This window comes from Candidatus Lariskella endosymbiont of Hedychridium roseum (assembly GCF_964020185.1).
Classification (GTDB): Bacteria; Pseudomonadota; Alphaproteobacteria; order Rickettsiales; family Midichloriaceae; genus Lariskella.
Window position 1 is genome coordinate 1,489,964 of the sequence record NZ_OZ026538.1, and the last position, 18,856, is coordinate 1,508,819.

17 protein-coding genes, 1 tRNA gene and 1 pseudogene are annotated in these 18,856 nt (G+C 35.6%); 11 read left to right on the plus strand and 8 right to left on the minus strand.

Annotation, left to right across the window (positions count from 1 at the left end):
• Nucleotides 1-213, minus strand: coding sequence for a hypothetical protein (locus AACK98_RS07560; protein WP_339041188.1), 213 nt, complete (start codon nt 211-213; stop codon nt 1-3).
• Entirely contained in the window at nt 194-397 is a 204-nt protein-coding gene (locus AACK98_RS07565) for a hypothetical protein (RefSeq protein ID WP_339041190.1), read from the minus strand. Before AACK98_RS07565 ends, AACK98_RS07560 begins: the two co-directional genes overlap by 20 nt.
• 282 nt (nt 398-679) lie before the next feature.
• Between AACK98_RS07565 and AACK98_RS07570 the strand changes: the two genes are divergently transcribed.
• From AACK98_RS07570 to AACK98_RS07580, 3 genes are read left to right on the plus strand one after another with little or no spacing between them, the layout of a single operon-like run.
• On the plus strand, nt 680-1,024 hold the full coding sequence (locus AACK98_RS07570; RefSeq protein WP_339041192.1) for a helix-turn-helix domain-containing protein: 345 nt from the start codon (nt 680-682) through the stop codon (nt 1,022-1,024).
• Nucleotides 1,011-1,283: a hypothetical protein gene (locus AACK98_RS07575; protein WP_339041194.1), complete on the plus strand. Its 273-nt coding sequence runs from the start codon at nt 1,011-1,013 to the stop codon at nt 1,281-1,283. The genes AACK98_RS07570 and AACK98_RS07575 overlap by 14 nt, the downstream gene beginning before the upstream one ends.
• Entirely contained in the window at nt 1,280-1,531 is a 252-nt protein-coding gene (locus AACK98_RS07580) for a transposase (protein ID WP_339041196.1), read from the plus strand. Before AACK98_RS07575 ends, AACK98_RS07580 begins: the two co-directional genes overlap by 4 nt.
• A gap of 174 nt (nt 1,532-1,705) precedes the next feature.
• Here the strand turns inward: AACK98_RS07580 and AACK98_RS07585 are convergent, their stop codons facing one another.
• Both AACK98_RS07585 and murC read right to left on the minus strand, forming a co-directional pair.
• On the minus strand, nt 1,706-2,944 hold the full coding sequence (locus tag AACK98_RS07585) for a TolC family protein (RefSeq protein WP_339041198.1): 1,239 nt from the start codon (nt 2,942-2,944) through the stop codon (nt 1,706-1,708).
• 89 nt (nt 2,945-3,033) lie between these two features.
• On the minus strand, nt 3,034-4,473 hold the full coding sequence (gene murC, locus AACK98_RS07590; protein ID WP_339041200.1) for a UDP-N-acetylmuramate--L-alanine ligase: 1,440 nt from the start codon (nt 4,471-4,473) through the stop codon (nt 3,034-3,036).
• 84 nt (nt 4,474-4,557) lie between these two features.
• Between murC and pdhA the strand changes: the two genes are divergently transcribed.
• From pdhA to AACK98_RS07615, 5 genes are all read left to right on the plus strand, one after another.
• On the plus strand, nt 4,558-5,565 hold the full coding sequence (gene pdhA, locus AACK98_RS07595) for a pyruvate dehydrogenase (acetyl-transferring) E1 component subunit alpha (protein WP_339041201.1): 1,008 nt from the start codon (nt 4,558-4,560) through the stop codon (nt 5,563-5,565).
• A gap of 1,246 nt (nt 5,566-6,811) precedes the next feature.
• Entirely contained in the window at nt 6,812-7,726 is a 915-nt protein-coding gene (secF, locus tag AACK98_RS07600) for a protein translocase subunit SecF (RefSeq protein WP_339041203.1), read from the plus strand.
• A gap of 386 nt (nt 7,727-8,112) precedes the next feature.
• On the plus strand, nt 8,113-9,036 hold the full coding sequence (locus AACK98_RS07605) for a D-alanine--D-alanine ligase (RefSeq protein WP_339041205.1): 924 nt from the start codon (nt 8,113-8,115) through the stop codon (nt 9,034-9,036).
• Between the two features lie 215 nt (nt 9,037-9,251).
• The gene (locus AACK98_RS07610; RefSeq protein ID WP_339041207.1) at nt 9,252-9,938 is read left to right on the plus strand and encodes a cell division protein FtsQ/DivIB; all 687 of its coding nucleotides are present in this window, start codon (nt 9,252-9,254) and stop codon (nt 9,936-9,938) included.
• 6 nt (nt 9,939-9,944) lie between these two features.
• Nucleotides 9,945-11,192 (plus strand): phosphoglycerate kinase, encoded by a 1,248-nt coding sequence (locus tag AACK98_RS07615; protein ID WP_339041209.1) that lies wholly within the window; start codon nt 9,945-9,947, stop codon nt 11,190-11,192.
• A 335-nt stretch (nt 11,193-11,527) separates the two neighbouring features.
• On the opposite strand, the gene AACK98_RS07620 is transcribed toward AACK98_RS07615, so the two are convergent.
• Nucleotides 11,528-11,603 (minus strand) — tRNA-Met (locus AACK98_RS07620).
• 339 nt (nt 11,604-11,942) lie between these two features.
• Between AACK98_RS07620 and AACK98_RS07625 the strand changes: the two genes are divergently transcribed.
• The 3 genes and pseudogenes from AACK98_RS07625 to AACK98_RS07635 all read left to right on the plus strand — a co-directional run bounded on the left by AACK98_RS07625 (nt 11,943) and on the right by AACK98_RS07635 (nt 15,998).
• A complete protein-coding gene (locus tag AACK98_RS07625) occupies nt 11,943-12,698 on the plus strand; it encodes a methyltransferase domain-containing protein (protein WP_339041212.1) in 756 nt (251 codons plus the stop codon).
• Nucleotides 12,680-14,695 (plus strand): DNA mismatch repair endonuclease MutL, encoded by a 2,016-nt coding sequence (gene mutL, locus AACK98_RS07630; protein WP_339041214.1) that lies wholly within the window; start codon nt 12,680-12,682, stop codon nt 14,693-14,695. Before AACK98_RS07625 ends, mutL begins: the two co-directional genes overlap by 19 nt.
• Before the next feature lie 309 nt (nt 14,696-15,004).
• Nucleotides 15,005-15,998: pseudogene (locus AACK98_RS07635) on the plus strand (IS481 family transposase).
• 228 nt (nt 15,999-16,226) lie between these two features.
• Here AACK98_RS07635 and yihA read toward each other — a convergent pair.
• The 3 genes from yihA to lpdA all read right to left on the minus strand — a co-directional run bounded on the left by yihA (nt 16,227) and on the right by lpdA (nt 18,840).
• Nucleotides 16,227-16,859: a ribosome biogenesis GTP-binding protein YihA/YsxC gene (gene yihA / locus AACK98_RS07640; protein WP_339041218.1), complete on the minus strand. Its 633-nt coding sequence runs from the start codon at nt 16,857-16,859 to the stop codon at nt 16,227-16,229.
• Nucleotides 16,860-17,126: 267 nt separating this feature from the next.
• Entirely contained in the window at nt 17,127-17,378 is a 252-nt protein-coding gene (locus tag AACK98_RS07645) for a hypothetical protein (protein WP_339041220.1), read from the minus strand.
• Nucleotides 17,379-17,439: 61 nt separating this feature from the next.
• On the minus strand, nt 17,440-18,840 hold the full coding sequence (gene lpdA / locus AACK98_RS07650) for a dihydrolipoyl dehydrogenase (protein WP_339041222.1): 1,401 nt from the start codon (nt 18,838-18,840) through the stop codon (nt 17,440-17,442).
• Nucleotides 18,841-18,856 lie beyond the last annotated feature (16 nt).

Genomic DNA, 18,856 nt, shown 5'->3' on the forward strand with positions numbered 1-18,856 from the left:
TCAAGAAGCTTTAGAAGATATAAGAATGAAGTCTTTTTTCAAGAGATTTAGAGTGCTTACCTTAATAATCATCTCAATTTGCTTTTTAATATCGCATTTGGCAACAAAATATCTGCCAAAAGCCCGCTTAAAACTGGCAAAATAAGCTCTATTCTTAAGCGCCTGTAATAGCCTGTATCTTTTTTCCAAAGCTTTAAGCCTTTTTTTTGTCATCATGCCTTTTCATATAGCTAATAGATTCGTTGAAATCTTTAAATGCGGGTAGACCAAGACAATGGTAACCAAACGTTAATGTTGGTGGCGTTATCACTTGTGCAGTGCTGTGCACCGACATTTTACAATAAGCACCATCACCAATAAAAGTGCCTATAGAACTCGTTTCATTATCTTTTAACATTTCTAATATGCACTACGCATTATCCAACAAAGCCATTCCGCCCTGTACTAATTTTTGGATATATTATTACTCATGTGCCCTGCAAACACTACTTTCACAAAATCCGTAAGGTTTGTTGGTCTTTTTAACATTTTCTTACGGATTTAAAATACTATTTTGGCACTCAGAGCGCTATTTTATGCGGTTTCTGAGACTTTTGGCGCGCGTACTAGCTAGCGAACACTATAGTAAATTAAGTTGAAGTTTGCGTAATACATATGTGTGTGTTATACCCAAAGGAAAATGCCATCCTCATACAGCGAAGATTTTCGGAAAAAAGTAATCACATATGTAGAAAGAGGTAATAGCTGCGAAAGCGCCGCAATAAAATTTGAAATAGCATCAAACACGGTGAGGAATTGGTATAAAAGATATAATGCAGAAGGAAGCTATTCGTCAAGAAAGGTAGGTGGTAAAAAAGGAAGAATAAATGTGGAAGAAGTTGCAATATACGTAAATAGCAAGGCTGATTTTATTTTATCCGAAATGGGAGCACATTTTGGTATGGGTGCATCAGGTGCGTTATATTGGCTTCGTAAGCTAGGCTACAGTTATAAAAAAAACCTACACGTATGTGGAAGCAAGTGAAGAAAAGCGCAAGTCCTACCAAGAAGTCATAAAAGGGATGCGGCCTCAAAATCTTGTATATATAGATGAAAGTGGCATTGATATGAATATTTGCCAAGACAGAGGATGGTGCAAGAAAGGAGAAAATCTCGTTTGTAAGAAGGGTGGTAAATATTACGAAAGAACTAATATTATATCTGGATTGGTCAATAATAGACCGCTAGCGCCTGGAAATATTGTAATACAAAATTATTTGAAGCTTGGGTTGAAGAGTTTTTGATAAAAGAACTAAAACCTGGACAAGTTGTAGTAATGGATAACGCTACATTCCATCGTTCACAAAAAACTAAGGATCTAATTGAATCTGTTGGTTGCAGAGTAATTTTTCTGCTACCTTACTCTCCTGATTTGAATCCTATAGAGAAATTTTGGGCTAATATGAAACAATGGATCAAACGTAAAACTAACACAGTTGATAAATTATATAATGCTTTGGTTCAATTCTTTAATACGCAAACCTCAACTTAATTTACTATAACTTAACAAAACCCATAAGGTTTTTGGTTTTTGGCAAGTTTACCACCTTTCCTGCCGGATTTATGTGCATCATCATTACTTACAATCAAGATAAATCCCATGTTCCTTAGAGTTAGTCAGGCGATAAGATTCATATAACTAAAATTTGTGCTGTTGAATTGTATGCTACTTTGAAGAGAGCTTGGCAAAATCTAACTTAGCAAGACTACCCATATAATTGTGCATCTGAAATATTGCAAGAACCAGATCTCTCTCCGCCTTCTTCATACTTGCTTTTGCTTTTGCAAGACTAATCTCTGCAGTAAGAACATCAATGGTAGTTTTTGCACCAGCCTTATATTCTTCATCAGCACTCGCAGCTGCATCCTGCGCCGCCTCTAAAGCTTCTCTATTTGATACTATGCTATACTTTGCAACCTGATACCCTGTCCAAATTTTGACTATATTTTCATTAACACTGCCACGCGTATCATCAAAATCAAATTCCGCCTTACGTTTTGTATATCTCTTTTCACGTATATCAGTTACAGTCAAGCCTTTATCAAAAATTGGAATGCTCACAATAAGTGCAACATTTGAACCGTCCTTGTTCTCAAAATTCCTGGCCGCATTGCTCTTCGTTAAAGATCCTTGCAGCTCTACTCTGGGCAATAACTTACCTGTAGATTCTGCTACAGCGTACTCCGAAGCCTCAAGATTCTTTTTAGCAATAAGCAAATTTGGATTTGCATTATTTACTACAGCTGCAAATTCATCCATAGAGCTTGGTACATCTAATATAGATGCATTGATAGATCTTAAATCCTCATCTGGCAGCAGTCCTATCGTATAGGCAAATACTGATTCAGCAGATAACATCTCGCCACGCATCCTTTCCTTTTCTGCGACTGCTTCTGCAACATTATACTTAGCAGTTGAAACGTCCGTCCTTGTAAGCTCCCCAACAGAAAACTTGAGCTCGGCAGTTTGCAAGTGTTTCCGCATTGCTTCTTCTTTGCTAATAGCTATTTGATACAATTGCCTTGTAAGGATTACATTCTCATAAGCTTCTATAGCCTTATATATAATGCCATCTCTAGTACTGATAAATTTTGCCTCTGCAGATTCAATTATACTGTTTGTTTTGTGAACTGAAGAAAGCGTTGTTCCTCCAGAAAATAATTCCTGAGAAGCGAGCAACTGACCTTGCTGACTTGAGCCATAATTAGCAGCCGGATTATTATTGTATTTCATTTCGGAAAGTGTGCCCTGTGCGTACACTTGTGGCAAGAACCCAGACATAGCTTTCAACTTATCAAGCTTACGAGCCTTAAGCTCTTGCTCAGCGGCTAAAAGCGCATTATTATTTTTCTGCGCAGCTATCACAATATCAAATACATTTTGCGTTGCATTAGCATCTCGCACAGCAGTACATAGCAAAAAAATCATTGTTACTATGAGTAATCTAGTACTATACATCGTAAATCTTTAAAAAATTAGCATACTTAATAAAATCACAGCGAAGAAAGCTTAGCTGGCAAGCTTCTTGCCCAGGATGTTATATCTCCTGCACCAAGAAACACAACCAAATCTCCATAAGAACACAACCTCTCTATTATATAAGGTAAGTTTTCATGCTTATCAAGATATTCTACTCTTGTTTCTAGCCTAATTTTTAATGATTCTATTAATTTTTTTGTATTAAATATCTCATCATATGGTTCATCAGCAGAATATACATCAGATATCAGAACATGATCGGCATAATCAAATGATATTAAAAACTCATCAAATAATGCTCTGAGCCTGCTATACTTATGTGGTTGAAATATTACATAAAGTCTTCCGCCACGGATATCCGCTATCTTCCTTGCTAGTTTTAATGTTGCTTGAATCTCTTCTGGATGGTGAGCATAATCATCTATGATTTTTAACCCGCTAAGATCTGCAACCTCAGTAAATCTCCGCTGTACTCCTTTAAAACTTGCTATGGCTTTCCTTATTATTTCAATAGGTATTTTCAGTATCAAGCCTACTGCAATAACAGCAAGGCAGTTCTGCACATTATGCTCACCAAGCACAGAAAGCTTTAAGTCACTTATCATCACACCAGCTTTCATACTACATATCTTAGAAAATCTTTCGCTGAGGGAAACATCGAAAGCTGACCCTGTCTCTAAAACATTTATAGAAGAAGCAGACAAATCAAATTCTCCTTCTCCTATACCATAACTGATAATATTCGCATTATTTAGAGAGTATGAAATTTCCTTTAGATTTTCATTGTCATGACATAGCACAGCAAAGCCATCACTTGGAACTGATACAATAAACTCTTTGTATGCAGCCTTTAAATTGTCAAAACCACCGTGGTAATCTAGGTGTTCTTTGTCAATATTTGTCACAACCTTTATTTGTGCAGCAGTCTTCAAAAAACTACCATCGGATTCATCTGCCTCAAAGACTGCTATATCTCCACCGCCTTGAACAACATTACTAGCAAATCCATTCATAATACCGCCGTTCACTATTAGAGGAGTTTGCCCTGCCTCTACAAGCATATTGCCTATCAGTGCTGTAGTAGTTGTCTTTCCATGAGTACCGGAAACTGCTATTGAATAATAATTTTTGACTATCATAGCAAGCATATCTGCACGAGAGATAACTGGAATTCCAGCAGACTTTGCAGCAACCACTTCTGGATTTTGATCTATAATCGCAGTTGATCTTACAACCAGATCAACACCAGCTATATTACTCGCAACATGTTCATAAAAAACCTTTATTCCATCGTTTTCCATGTCTTGAGTCAAGTGACTGCGCTTTGCTTCAGAACCTTGAACAGAGCACTTTAAGCTATTTAAAATCTTCGCTATGGCACTCATGCCTATTCCACCGATACCTATCAAATAGACCTTATTAACACCTTCTGGTAGTTTTATTTTGCGCTGCATAAATAACAAAATTATTGCTTTACAAGCTATGCTTCTCCACTTACTATTACCTCTTGAGATAACATTTCTTTTGTTTTCAGCAAGATGGTACAAGAAAATAGCGCTGTTGTCGATCTCAATTTATTGAAACCTGCATATCGCGATATGCTGCTACTGCGCAGGTTTGAGGAGAGAGCTGCACAACTTTATGGCATGGGTTTAATAGGCGGGTTTTGTCACCTTTATATAGGAGAAGAAGCCGTCGCCGTTGGCATAAAAAGTACTCTTCAGAAAGGTGATGCCATGATAACAAGCTATAGAGATCATGGTGTGATGCTAGCAACTGGAAGTGATCCAAGTTGGATAATGGCTGAATTATTGGGAAGAGCTGGTGGCTGTTCAAAAGGAAAAGGCGGCTCTATGCATATGTTTGATACTAAAAACGCATTTTATGGTGGGCATGGAATAGTAGGGGCCCAAGTTTCACTTGGAACAGGTCTAGGTTTTGCTTTCAAATACAGAGAACAAAACAACATTGCAGTTACAATGTTTGGAGATGGAGCGGCGAATCAGGGGCAGGTATATGAGTCATTTAATATGGCAAAACTTTGGAATTTACCTGTTTTATACGTAATAGAGAACAACGAATATGCAATGGGCACTTCTGTCGCAAGGGGGTGTAGTACTGTAGAACTCTATAAGCGTGGAGAATCTTTTGGTATTCCAGGCATGCAAGTTGATGGTATGTCATTCCTTGCTGTACATGAAGCATTTACCAAAGCCTGTGAGCATGTTAGAAGCGGCAAAGGACCTATCATAGTTGAAACAAAAACCTATAGGTATAGAGGGCATTCTATGTCTGACCCCGCAACTTATAGAACAAAAGCGGAAGTAGAAGAATATAAAGAACATAAAGATCCTATTGTTGCTCTAAAAACTTACATGCTCAGCAATAGATTAGTTAAAGACGACTTTTTTAAGGAAGCAGAGAAACAAATAAAAACAATAGTAGATAAAGCAATAGAATTTGCAAAAAACAGTCCTGAACCAGATGAGAGTGAACTTTATACGGATGTTTATTTCGAATCTAAGCATTCAAATAAAAATTTTTAGCGCTCTAAAAAAGAGCCAATAGCAGGAAAGTGTTTTCTTCAAATGGCGATTTAGTGAATGTTTTGCTACTTTAGTTAATGACTTGCAGTACTATTTTCCATACAAAAAGCGTTGAATGTTACATTTTGAAAGCTTTAGGAAAAACTCTTCTGGCTCAATTTTCTCATGCATTGAGATGGATTGCAAATTATAAAATAATTGGTAATTTGTGTTACTAAAAATCAATTTCTGATACCTTTCTTAAAATTAAAAAGTATGATGTCTCTACAAAACGTGATTAGCTTTTTGCATACGTCATAATAGTATTCTAATAGAAGTAGCAATATACATATACCGCAGGTAAATAAAGAGTTGATATTGATTAGACTTCTTCTTCAAACGCTTGTTCTAGTTATGCGAGGTGCAAGTAGCATACGAGCGCGCGGGGGCAACAAGTGTACAAGAAGTACATGAGTATTAGAATAAAGGCTAAATATGCGACAAAGCAATGGGCCCCTGGAACAAATATTTGCAGAAGGAGTTTATTGAATCTAGCAATTATATTCAGTTGATTTATGCGTGAAGTAATCAATTTAGTTAAACAATCCGCATTTGTATGTTTTAATAATATGAAGGCTGTAATTACAGTGCAGTTGCTAGATCTTCTGCGCAGTGTTTTATACATTTATCTGTTACTACAATTTACAGATTCCACTATCAATATGGAAGAGTCGGCTGATCTTGCAGATTTGGTTCATGCAAATAGCAAAACTCAGCCTTTAATTCTAATAGTACTTGTTTTCTTAGAAGCATTCGTTGCAGCTATTGTGCGCTCTTTGCAAACTGGAGTGATAATATTAAATAATAAAGATCCACTTTTTATACAAAAACTACTTAACTTCGTCAAAACCAATTTATTTAACCTAGCACAGCTATACTTTGTTATATCTTTATTCTATGGCATAGGAATATTTATATTCCCACCTATCACTATATTCGTAGCAATAGCATGTGTGTTTAGTGATTTCTTCGTAATATTTAATAAATCTTCTGTATTTCATTCCATATATTGCAGCTTTCATTTTGTAAGGCAGCATCTCGCCTTTATCTTAAAATTTGGTTTGTTATTCTTTGTATCAATTTTGTGCGTGCAGTTTTTTTTATTTTCTAAAATACTTGTTTTGATTATAATGCACATGATTTACATTGTAACCAGAACAGCGCTCATGTTGTTCTTCTTAAAAAACGTATCCCAAGTAACTGTTGTATGTCTTTTCCTATATCCATTATTCCAAGTAAACTAAATGTGGATTTTGTGGGGAAAAAACACTATGCGTTTATATTTAGCATATTGCTAAGCGCTTGTGTAATATTCCTTTTATTTTTCAACAGCCTGAACCTCGGTATAGACTTCACCGGAGGAATGATTTTTGATATAAGGTCTGACAAAAAAATTGATATAGATTCGCTCAGAAAAACTCTTACATTAAATAAATATGAAAATAGTACGATACAAGAAAGTGGTAATCAATCTGTAATAATCAGATTGCGTATCGATAAAAATAGACGGCTTGAAGATGTTACATCTTTCAAAGATCTGATTACTCAAAATATAGAAAATGCAGAGTTTAACAAGATAGATTATGTTGGTCCTAAGGTCGGAGAAGCTCTGGTCCATAAAGCGACTTTAGCTGTACTATTCTCATTACTTGGTATAATGATTTATATAGCACTGCGCTTTGATTTGCGTTTTGCAGTTGGCATTACAGTTGCGTTGTTTCATGATGCACTCGCAACTCTTGGATTTTATATGGTGACCCGATATGAATTTGATCTAACATCCATAGCAGCTATACTTACGGTTGTTGGATATTCTGTTAACGACAGTGTAGTTATATATGATAGGATTAGAGAAAACTTGAACAAGCATAATGGAAAAACCCTAATAGAGGTCATTAATAGAAGCATAAATGAGACACTATCTAGAACAATCATGACAGTTTTGACTACACTTCTTGTGTGTCTTGCTTTGATATTGCTCGGTGGCTATCATCTTAGGGGCTTTAGTATGGCAATGTTTTTCGGAATTGCATTTGGAACATATTCATCCATCTATATTTCTGCGCCTATCCTAATCATGATTAATAATTTTTATGGATTGAAGAATACAGAGAAAGTTTGATGGTTTTATGTGTTAATCATATGAAAAATTTCATATGATTAGGCGCTGCCGGCAAAGTCACTTGCGCAGATTTCTAGCCTGATTTTCAAGTATTACTTCGTTAATTTCTTTGCAAGTATATATAATATTTGACTCAGAAATTAACTGGTACTCTAAAAAATCATGCCATTTAAATCCTAAAAAAGCGTGCACTGACTTGAGCGCAGTGCCTATATACCGCACGTAAATAAAGAGTTGGTATTTGATTATGTACATATGAAATTAGACTTGAAAAAGAGCTATTAAGAGTAAGGGTCATTTTGACACCAGCCAATTTTGAAAAGTATGACGAGTATATAAGTAAAATAAATGATAGGTATCCATAAGTATTGGAGGTGAATTAACAAGTGCGTATTCTAATTCTTGCAGGTGGGCTAGGAGCAGAGCATGATATTTCTATAATGTCTGCTGCAAGTGTAAAGACTGTTCTCGAAAACATGAAATATGATGTTCTGCAGATAGATCCAGGACAAAATTTGCCTGTCGAGATTATTGCTCAAAGGCCAGATGTCGTCTTTAATTGCTTGCATGGGACATACGGGGAAGATGGCTCTATTCCTGGACTCCTTGAGGTGATGCAAATTCCATACACACACTCAGGAGTTATAGCATCTGCCGTTGCAATGAATAAAGGAATGACCAGAAGGATAGCCCAATCTCTTGGTATAAAAATGCCAGAACATGTAATGATCAGAAGTACAGATCTCTTTAAAATGCTAAGTAAAAAGGAGCATCCTATGACATTCCCTTACATAATTAAACCAGTTGAGCAAGGATCTACAATAGGCGTATTTTTAGTAAAAGATCATCATTCCCATCTACCAATTGCTGAGGATTGGCATTATGGAGATCAAGTATTGGTTGAGAGATATATTCCAGGACAAGAAATAAGTGCTGCTGTATTTTCTGGCACTGCGCTTGGCGTTCTTGAACTGAGGCCAAAATCAGGATTTTATGATTATCAATCAAAGTATACAGATGGAGCTGCAAGTCATATATATCCGGCTGAAATTCCAGAAAATGCTTATAAAGAAGCACTAAATGCCGCTGAAGTGATGCATAATGTTCTTGGCTGCCGAACAATTAGCAGAAGTGATTTTAGATATAACCCAGAGGAAGGCGACAACGGGCTTTATTTCCTTGAACTCAATACACATCCAGGATTTACCACTCTCTCGATTTTGCCAGAAATAGCTGCTCACAATGAGATCTCGTTTGAAATGTTAGTGATGCAATTACTAAATGATGCAATATGCGAAAAAAGGCCATAAAACCACGTATTCGTAGTGCTAGACGCACCTTGAATCCAAAGATTTCAAGCAGGAAAAAAAAGAGTTATAATTACATACCGAGTATCATCAAACTTTTAAAGCATTGTATAACCATATCTGCTGCGCTATTTGCGATAAATTCCGTTATTCCGCTGCGCACCTTATATTCTGATATGATAGGCTTCTCTCGCTTTTTATATTGCGACTACTTTACTGTGAAAAATATTGAGATTCGAGGCAACCTAAGACTATCTAATAAACAAATCTTGGATCACATCAACTTATCTTTAGCTGACCTTTCTCAGAATATCCCGTATACTCATAATGAAGCAGGAGAAGAAAAAAGTGATTACAACTTTCAGTGCAGTCGAAATCATAAGATCTGGAATATATCGCCATATCATATCAAATCTTCTTTGGAAGAATTCAACGTAGTGAAAAGTGTAAAAGTACGTATTATATTACCTAGCACAATTGATATTGAAATTAATGAAAGGATCCACAAAGCAATTTGGTGGCATGGTGGCAAATTCTTTCTAATAGACGTAGATGGCAACGTCTTGCAAGAACAGTTTATCCCACTACCAACTGATTATATAATTGTTGTTGGTGATGAAGCAAATGCTACTTTCATTCAGGCACTAAAGATAATTGATGAAACACAATTTAAGGATCAGATTTCTTCTCTACAATTTATAGGAAAACGTAGATGGAATATTCTTTTAAAAAATGGTCTTATGGTTAAATTACCAGAAAATGATATAAAAAAAGCTGCATCTCTTTTCGATTCGAAATTAAAGGATTATATATTAAAACGTGGAGATGTGAAATGTCTTGACCTTAGGCTTGCACCTGAAAGAATATTTTTAAAATTTAATAAAGTTAAATCTGTTGGGAATTAGTGTTATATGAAGAAAATGGCACAATACATATGTTCTATAGAAAATGCGTACTGCAATAGAAAAACCGTTTTGGTACGTGTTGATCTAAACATATCGATGCATGAAGGTTTTGCCTGCGACTTAAGTCGATTATTGCAAATCAAAGAAACTGTGCTTTCTTTAATCAAAAAGGAAGCAAAAGTTATATTGATCAGCCATTTTGGCAGACCAAAACAATATTTATCACTATCTGAACAACATTCTGAAATACCAGATACAATTTCTGACATGTCACTTGCAAAGGTATTACCATATTTATCTGAGGTTCTGGAATGTGATGTTAAGTTCGCTAGCTCATGTATAGGAGAAATTGCTAAAAAAGCAGTAAACGAGCTAGATTTTGGACAAGTTTTATTACTGGAAAATCTTAGATTTTTCCATGAAGAAGAAGCTTGCGATCTGAATTTTGCTAAGATGCTGGCAGATCTAGCTGATTGCTATGTAAACGAAGCATTTTCCTGTTCGCATAGGAAACATGCTTCAATAGTTGGTGTATGTCGCTTTTTACCCTCTTACTCAGGAATTGCTTTTAAAAAAGAATTAGCATTCTTACAAAATTTGATTGATGCGGAGCAAAAACCTAGCATGCTTATAGTTGGTGGTAAAAAAGTTTCCACAAAACTAAAAGTATTAAACAGTATTATTCCTAAGTTTGAGAGAGTTTTCATAGCAGGCGGCATGGCAAATACTTTCTTAAAAGCTTCAGGTTTTGACATAAAAGATTCTTTTTTTGAACCTGAAATGCTAGTTCACGCTCAAAAAATATTGGCAACCTCTGATGATAAGATCATATTACCTTCAGATTTTGTTGTTCAAACTTCAGATAATGCAATAGAAATATGCTGCTTATCAAGCATACCGACAGGCGCAGCAATAATGGATGTAGGCCCTCAAAGTCTGATAAAAATCAGTCATACCATTGAAGGAATGGAACAAATTTTATGGAATGGACCACTTGGCATATTTGAAAATCCGTATTTTGACAACAGTACAAAATTCATTGCCAGATACATTGCATCTTTGACTATGCTTGGTGGTGTAATTAGTATAGCAGGTGGTGGTGATACTGCAGCTGCTATCAACTCAGCTGGTGTATCAAAAAGCTTTTCATATGTCTCTACTGCAGGCGGAGCATTCTTAGAATTTTTGGAGAATGCAACACTACCAGGTATTTTGGCACTTATCTCAAAGAATTATAATATTGAAGATGCTTAAGCTAGATAGTATATATCCGCCAGAAGTTTCAGAAGCGGTGAAAATGACGCCCCGAATGTCAAAATGGTGTTTTAAGTTCGTAAGAAAATGTTATAATAAGTGCAAAGATCTTACGAATTTTGTGAAAGTAAATTGCAGCATAAGGCCAATTAATATATCTGAAAATTAGTGCATGGCAGTTCTAAAGGTTAATTTTTGTACATTTAACTGTCTCAGCAAAAGTTTATTTGCGCAGCAAATAATTTTTTGCTGATGGACTACATACGTTTAAGCTTCAGAGATTAAATGCGGGAACTGCATGATTAAACGACGAAAAGAATGTCGAAGAGGTAACATGGTGGGACCTGCAGGATTCGAACCTGCGACAACACCGTTATGAGCGGTGCGTTCTAACCTCTGAACTAAGGTCCCATATAGCAGAATAAATCAAAGCCAGGCTTCAATAAAACAAAATAGAACGAGCCAACAGAAGAGGGATCAGTGGAAGTTTATAGCAACAAATGCGTATTATGTCTAGTAATTTAATCAGCTCATGTCTAAATTCAGAAAAGGGCTTGTGTATAATGATGTAACTCCTCATACAAAAACAGGAAATTTTATTTATAGCTAAAGTGCTATAAAATATATATGATACGCGAGTATTCTAGAAAATTTTTATTTATAGATAAGACAGTACAAATGAGTGTTATAAACGAGTATTTTATACTGCTTTAGATATATCGCATTATTAATCTATAGTTTGAGCTATAAATGTCGTACAAAAATACAGTAGCAAAAAACTTTGATATTGGCTCTTATAACTATGACAATATAGCACATGTGCAAAATCGTACTGCTCAAGAGCTTGTGAAAAAAATAAAGTATTCAGGCTTTATTGAGAACTGCGCTTCAGTTCTTGATATCGGAACAGGGACTGGAACAGCATCTCAATTATTATGTGATATTTTGCCAAACGCTACTTATTATTTGAATGATATCTCAGTAGAAATGCTAAAAGTTGCAACTTCTAAGTTCAAAACCCTTGGTGTTAAATTTGAAGCTGTGTATGGAGATGCGGAAATGATGCATTTTCATATGGTAGATTTGGTTATATCAAACTTTGCAATGCAATGGTTTTATGATATCGAAAGTACACTTTTAAATTTGTCAAAAATAGGAAATATCATAGCGTTTTCTATGCCGATACGAGGTAGCTTTCAGCATTTAGAAGATTTTTATAAACAGTATAACGTACCTTCAAATATTTCAAACTATCAATCATTTGACGAAATTGTAAAAATTTGTTTAAGTTTAAAACCTCTACACTATCAATTTGATAAAATTAGATATAATGTGTCTCACCCTACTCCTCTGCATTTCATGCGGCATTTAAAAAGTCTCGGAGCAGGAACAACAAAGTATGACGTGCCAAAGAAAGTATTATATCAATTTGCTAGAAATAAAGAGTCTTTTATTGCGAATTATGATGTGTTTTTTGGAATTTTATTATGCAATCATCTAAGATAAAGTTTTTATCGGAAAAAGCTATTAATCAGATAGCAGCAGGAGAAGTAATAGAGCGGCCTATATCCGTCGTGAAAGAATTAGTTGAAAATTCTTTAGATTCTGGCGCCACCTCAATCAAAGTCGAAATTATAAGTGGCGGCAGAAACTTAATTAGAGTTTCGGATAATGGATATGGAATTATAAAAGATGATCTACATAGAGCAATTAAGCGTCATGCAACATCTAAACTAGATGAAGAAGACATAAGCAATATAACAAATCTTGGATTTAGAGGAGAAGCTCTGCCATCAATTGCATCTGTCAGTAAAATGCGCATTACCAGCCGTCATAAAGACGCAAATGAAGCTTGGGAAATTTACATAGAGGGTAGTAGCGAGTCTGATGTCAAGCCAGCGGCAAGACAATCCGGAACCACAGTCGAGGTAAGAGATCTATTCTGTTTTACTCCTGCTAGATTAAAATTTTTAAAATCTGAGAATCATGAAACATCTGCATGTGTAGATCTGATAAATAGATTTGCTATATCTTTTTATCACGTATCATTTGAACTCATCATAGATGGAAAAAGATATATAGAAGCCTGCGGTACTGATGGATGCATATCAAGTGATAGCAGTAAATTATTATCGATTCTAGGCAAGGAGTTTGTAGATAATTCTATATTTTTCGAATTTTCAGAAAGTGGTCACAGAGTGTTTGGATATACCTCAATTCCAACTTACAATCACGCGACATCAAATAAACAATTTATATATGTTAACAATAGAGTTATCAAAGATAAATTAGTTGTATACATCATTCGAAATGCGTATAGGGATCTAATCCCAAGCGGCAGATATCCATCTATTATCCTTTTTATAGAACTTCCATTCTCTGAAGTAGATGTGAATGCCCATCCTACAAAAACTGAAGTGCGTTTTAAAAACGAGAAATTATTGCATAGCTGTATCACAAAAGCGATAAGAAATGCTATAGCTGCAAGTGGTCCACGTTCTTCGACTGTCATTGAAGAGAAGGCCATATCATATATAAAAGCTCAAAATTCAGAGATTCTGCAAGATAATATTAAGCTTACTGCTAGTGATATTTTTACAAAAAAAGAGTTAAAACAGAGTGAAAATGATATAGACAACTTAAGTGCCGCAAAGCAAATACCGAACACTGGAAAAATGCACGACATTTTAAGTGAAGATAGCAGACTAAAGCGCTTTACTAACCTGCCGCAACCCAGTAGTAACAAAGTAGTCACTTCTAAAGACCTTGAGATATCTCAAGGCAGCATTCCATTTAGAGATAGTATGCGAATGCCTGAAGTACACATTAAATCTCAAGATATTTTAGACGCACATGATAGCACAGCGCCCGTGAAAAGCAGCGTCAAAATTTCAACAAGCAACGAAACATTAGACAAAAAGCAATTTCTAGGCTTTGCAAAGTGTCAAATTAATAACATGTATATAATCGCTGAAAATTATGAAGGCATTATCATAGTTGATCAGCATGCTGCGCATGAGAGAATAACGCTACAAAAATTGCAAGCTCAAATCAAAAATGGTTGCTTAGAAATGCAGTTAATGCTTGTGCCAGAGGTTGTAGAACTTAGACCAGCTCTTGTGAATCAAATACTAGCTAAAAAATCTGAGCTTGAGAGATTTGGTTTTTTTATAGATCGTAACGGTGCTGCTCAAATTGCTGTGACTCGCGTTCCAGCAATTTTACCAGAGAGTGTAGACCTCAAAGGCTTAATGGTCGATTTAGCAGAGCATATAGATGAGTTTGATGATATCGCAGTAGTAGATGCAAAGATAGAAAAAATATTGAGTACTATAGCTTGTCATAACAGCGTTAGAGCGGGTAGAAAGTTGAGTGTTGATGAGATGAACGCTGTGCTTAGAGAGATGGAAACAGTGGCATTTAGTGGGCAGTGCAATCATGGTCGCCCAACATATACAAAATTCGCACTAAAGGATTTGGAAAAAATATTTGAACGCATGTAGTAGGACACAAAATTGTACGTACGCTTTGGTAACAGTGTTATGTAGTCTGTCCGTCAAAAATCGATTTGTGTGCGCAAATAAATTTTTGTGGATAAGTAAAATGTGCAAAAATCATCACAGGACTCAGCACTGCACTAATTTTTGTATATATTATATGTATTAGTCGACATTTTATCTTACATTTAGTAAATTAAATTAGTTATTAAATGGAGATAAGCAATGAACTTAAATCAAAAAATCATCAAACCGAAACTAGGTTTACTTGAATTGGCAAAAAGCCTTGGTAGTATATAATCTGCATGTAAGGCAATGTGTTATAGTAGAGATAGCTATTACAGATTTAAAGAACTATATGAAACGGGAGGAGAAGAAGCGCTATACGAGATAAGTCGCAAGAAGCCAATAATCGCTAATAGAGTAGATCCTGCAGTAGAAAAAGCAGTAGTTGATATGGCGATAGAGTACAGCATATGGACAACTTAGAGTATCAAATGAGCTGAAGAAGAGTGGTATACTTGTTTCTCCTGGAGGAGTAAGATCGATTTGGTTACGTAATGATTTGAATAATATCAATAAAAGATTGAAAGCCTTAGAAGCTAAGATGGCCCAAGATGGTATTATATTGACCGAAGCACAGCTGCAAGTACTAGAGAAACGCCGTAATGAAAAAGAAGCACATGGAGAAATTGAGACACAACATCCAGGTTATTTAGGTTGCCAAGACACATATTATGTAGGCAATTTCAAAGGGATAGGAAAGGTTTATGCTCAGGTATTTATTGATAGCTACAGTAGATTTGCTGATGCTAAACTGTATACTGACAAAACTGCGATTACTGCTGCTGATATGCTAAATGATCGAGTGTTACCATGGTATGAGAGTCAAGGGATACCGATGCTTCGTATTCTTACAGATCGTGGAGGAGAATATAAGGGAAATATAGAACATCATGCTTTTGAGTTATTTCTCAGTATAGAAGGTATAGAGCATACAACAACTAAAGCATATTCACCTCAAACTAATGGTATGTGTGAACGTTTTAATAAAACTATAAAACAAGAATTCTTTGATACAGCTATGCGTAAAAAGATTTATACATCATTGGATGACTTGCAATTAGATCTTGATATTTGGTTAGAATATTTCAACAATGAAAGACCTCATTCTGGTAAATATTGTTATGGAAAAACACCTATGCAAACTTTTTTGGATAGTAAAAAGTTAGCTGTGGAAAAGAATAATGAAATCTTGTATCTCAGTTACATATCTGACAGTCAAAACTTAACTGACAAGCAGATATAAAATTTATAACTGTCTGTAAGATCAAATCTTGACTTCTACAATGTGCCCAGCAAACACTGATTTCACAAAATCCGTAAATTTTTGCGCTTATTATAATATTTCCTTACGGATTTAAAACACTATTTCCAACTCTAAACACCATTTAATACAGCTTTTGAGACTTTTGATGCGCATAAGTGAGATATCAACTCTTCATTTACCTGCGAAACATACATAGATGATGACTTACTATTTTGATAAGTTGATAGAGAGAGTATTTAGTATTTCACTGCGCATATCGCAAAAACCTTCCACAGATTTACTTGATGAGAGCAAGACATTTGGCTTTATGAATGCTTCGTTTTCTATAGATTTGAGGATTTGCTCCTGTGTGTTTTTTACTGCTGTTTGAGATATGCGGTCACATTTTGTCAGCACAATCTGGGTAATTGTTCCACACTCTCTAAGAGTTTCTATTATCTCAGCATCTTTTTTTGTAATCCCAAGTTTTGAATCTATTAACAACATTATTTGCTTTAACTGTGCTCTGAGCAGACAATATTCAACCATTAATCGTTGCCAGTTTTTTATCATTGACTTAGAAGCTGATGCATATCCATAACCAGGCAAATCAACAAGTATGAAAGTGTTTCGCACCAAAAAAAAGTTTATCTGCCTTGTGCAGCCAGGTGATCTAGAAACACGCGCCATTTTCTTGTTACCAGTAATAAGATTAATCATGCTAGACTTACCAACATTTGAGCGTCCAACAAATGCTATTTCTGGGTATATTGGAATATTCAATCCATTAAGTGTTGTTGTGCCTGCAATAAACTTTGTATACTGAAAAAATCCCTTTAGTAAACCATCATCTCTAAGCATTTGTCTCCATATTTCACTTATAAAATATCCATAGCGCTGATAATAAAGTGCTTAGGTACTGCCTTCATGAGTCACCTATGCTGACCTTTTAGGCCTGATTTTTAAGTATTACTTCGTTAATTTCTTCACAAATAATATATATAGTACGCGCCTTGCATTCTAAAACTAAGTGCACCAATCTATCGTACAGCCTGGAGAATATCTTCTCTAGGCTTTCTGAAATGAAGAATTTTCCTTGGTGTATTATTTAGATTTTTGCATATTAAGTCAATGTCTGCATGCGTAAGTTTTGAGCATTGCTAACCAAAAGATAGCTATCAATAACTTCTTATTAGAAAGCATTAGGATAGAGTTGTAGGTCATATCCATGGCCTTGCTGTAACGTTTGGTTTTACGATAAAACCTGGCTAAATAGTGCCGTGTTAATGAGTTGAATGATTCCACTAAAGACGTTTCTGCCTTAGTAGAATAGTGCTTTTTAGCGATCCTAAATTTTTCATAAACGTCGTAATGGTACATGATATCTCTATCTCGTAGCTACTTTGTAATCACATGGCCATCGGAAGATAGGATTGACTATTTATATATGTATTGGCTTTGAGAATGCAGCAAGCGCAGCCTCTTTTACTGCCTCACTGAAGCCAGGGTGAGAATGGCTTGTTCTAGCAATATCTTCAGATGCGGCTTTAAACTCTATTCCAAGAGAAATTTCTGTGATCAGCTCACCAGCACACGGTCCTATTATATGGGCACCTAACACTTCATCAGTTTTTTTACACGCTATTATTTTCACGAAGCCTTCCGTTTCAGCAGTTGTTCGAGCTCTACTATTTGCCACAAATGGGAATTTCCCTATATTATATTCAATTCCTCGTGATTTTAATTGATCTTCTGTTGCTCCAACGCTTGCGATTTCTGGATGTGTGTAAATGACGCTTGGTATAGCGCTGTAGTTTACGTGCCCATGTTGTCCTGCAATTATTTCTGCGACTGCAATGCCCTCTTCTGAAGCTTTATGAGCAAGCATAGGGCCTGATATTACATCTCCAATGGCAAATATGTTCTCGCGTGATGTCTTGAAAGAGCTATCAACTGGAATTTTGCCATATTTATCTAAAACAATTCCTACATTTTCAAGCGCAAGTCCCTCTACATAGGCTTTTCTTCCTACAGCAACCAGTATAACATCAGCTTTTTTTGTCTCTATATTGCCATTGATATCTATGTTAAGTGACACAACATTATCATTAATACTTGCTGAAATAGCTTTGGTTTTCAGTAAGAAATTGATACCTTGCTTTTCAAGTATTTTTTGAGCTTCTTTGGCTATTTCTGTATCAGAATTTCCCATTATTTTTTCTGCGTACTCTATAATAGTCACTTTTGCTCCTAGTCTTGACCAAATTGAGCCCATTTCAAGACCTATTACTCCACCACCAAGTATTATCATCTCACCTGGTACAGAAGGTAGTGCAAGAGCCCCGGTGGAAGAAAATATAAATTTCTCATCTATTGCTATGTTTGGTAATGAAATTGGTTGAGAGCCTGTGGCTATTATAATGTTTTTGCCTCTTATAGAACTTTCAATGTCATTCTGTTTCTGTGTGATTTTAATTTCATTTGATGATATAAAACTTCCACGACCTTTAAATAAAGCTACCTTATTCTTCTTGAAAAGACCTTCTATACCCTTGCCTAGAGTTGATACTATAGTATCCTTACGTTCCATCATCTTAGATAAGGAGAATTCTACAGAAGTGCAGGATATGCCGTGTTCTTCTAGTTTATGTAAAGTCTCATAATATTTATACGATGAGTTTAAGAGCGTTTTTGATGGAATACAGCCTTGATTTAAACAAGTTCCACCAAGAAAATTTGATGTATCTATACAAGCAACGCTCTTGCCAAGTTGTGCAGCCTTAATTGCAGCAACGTAACCACCTGGGCCAGCTCCTATTACGATGACATCAAAATCTTGCATAAAACGCTCCATATAA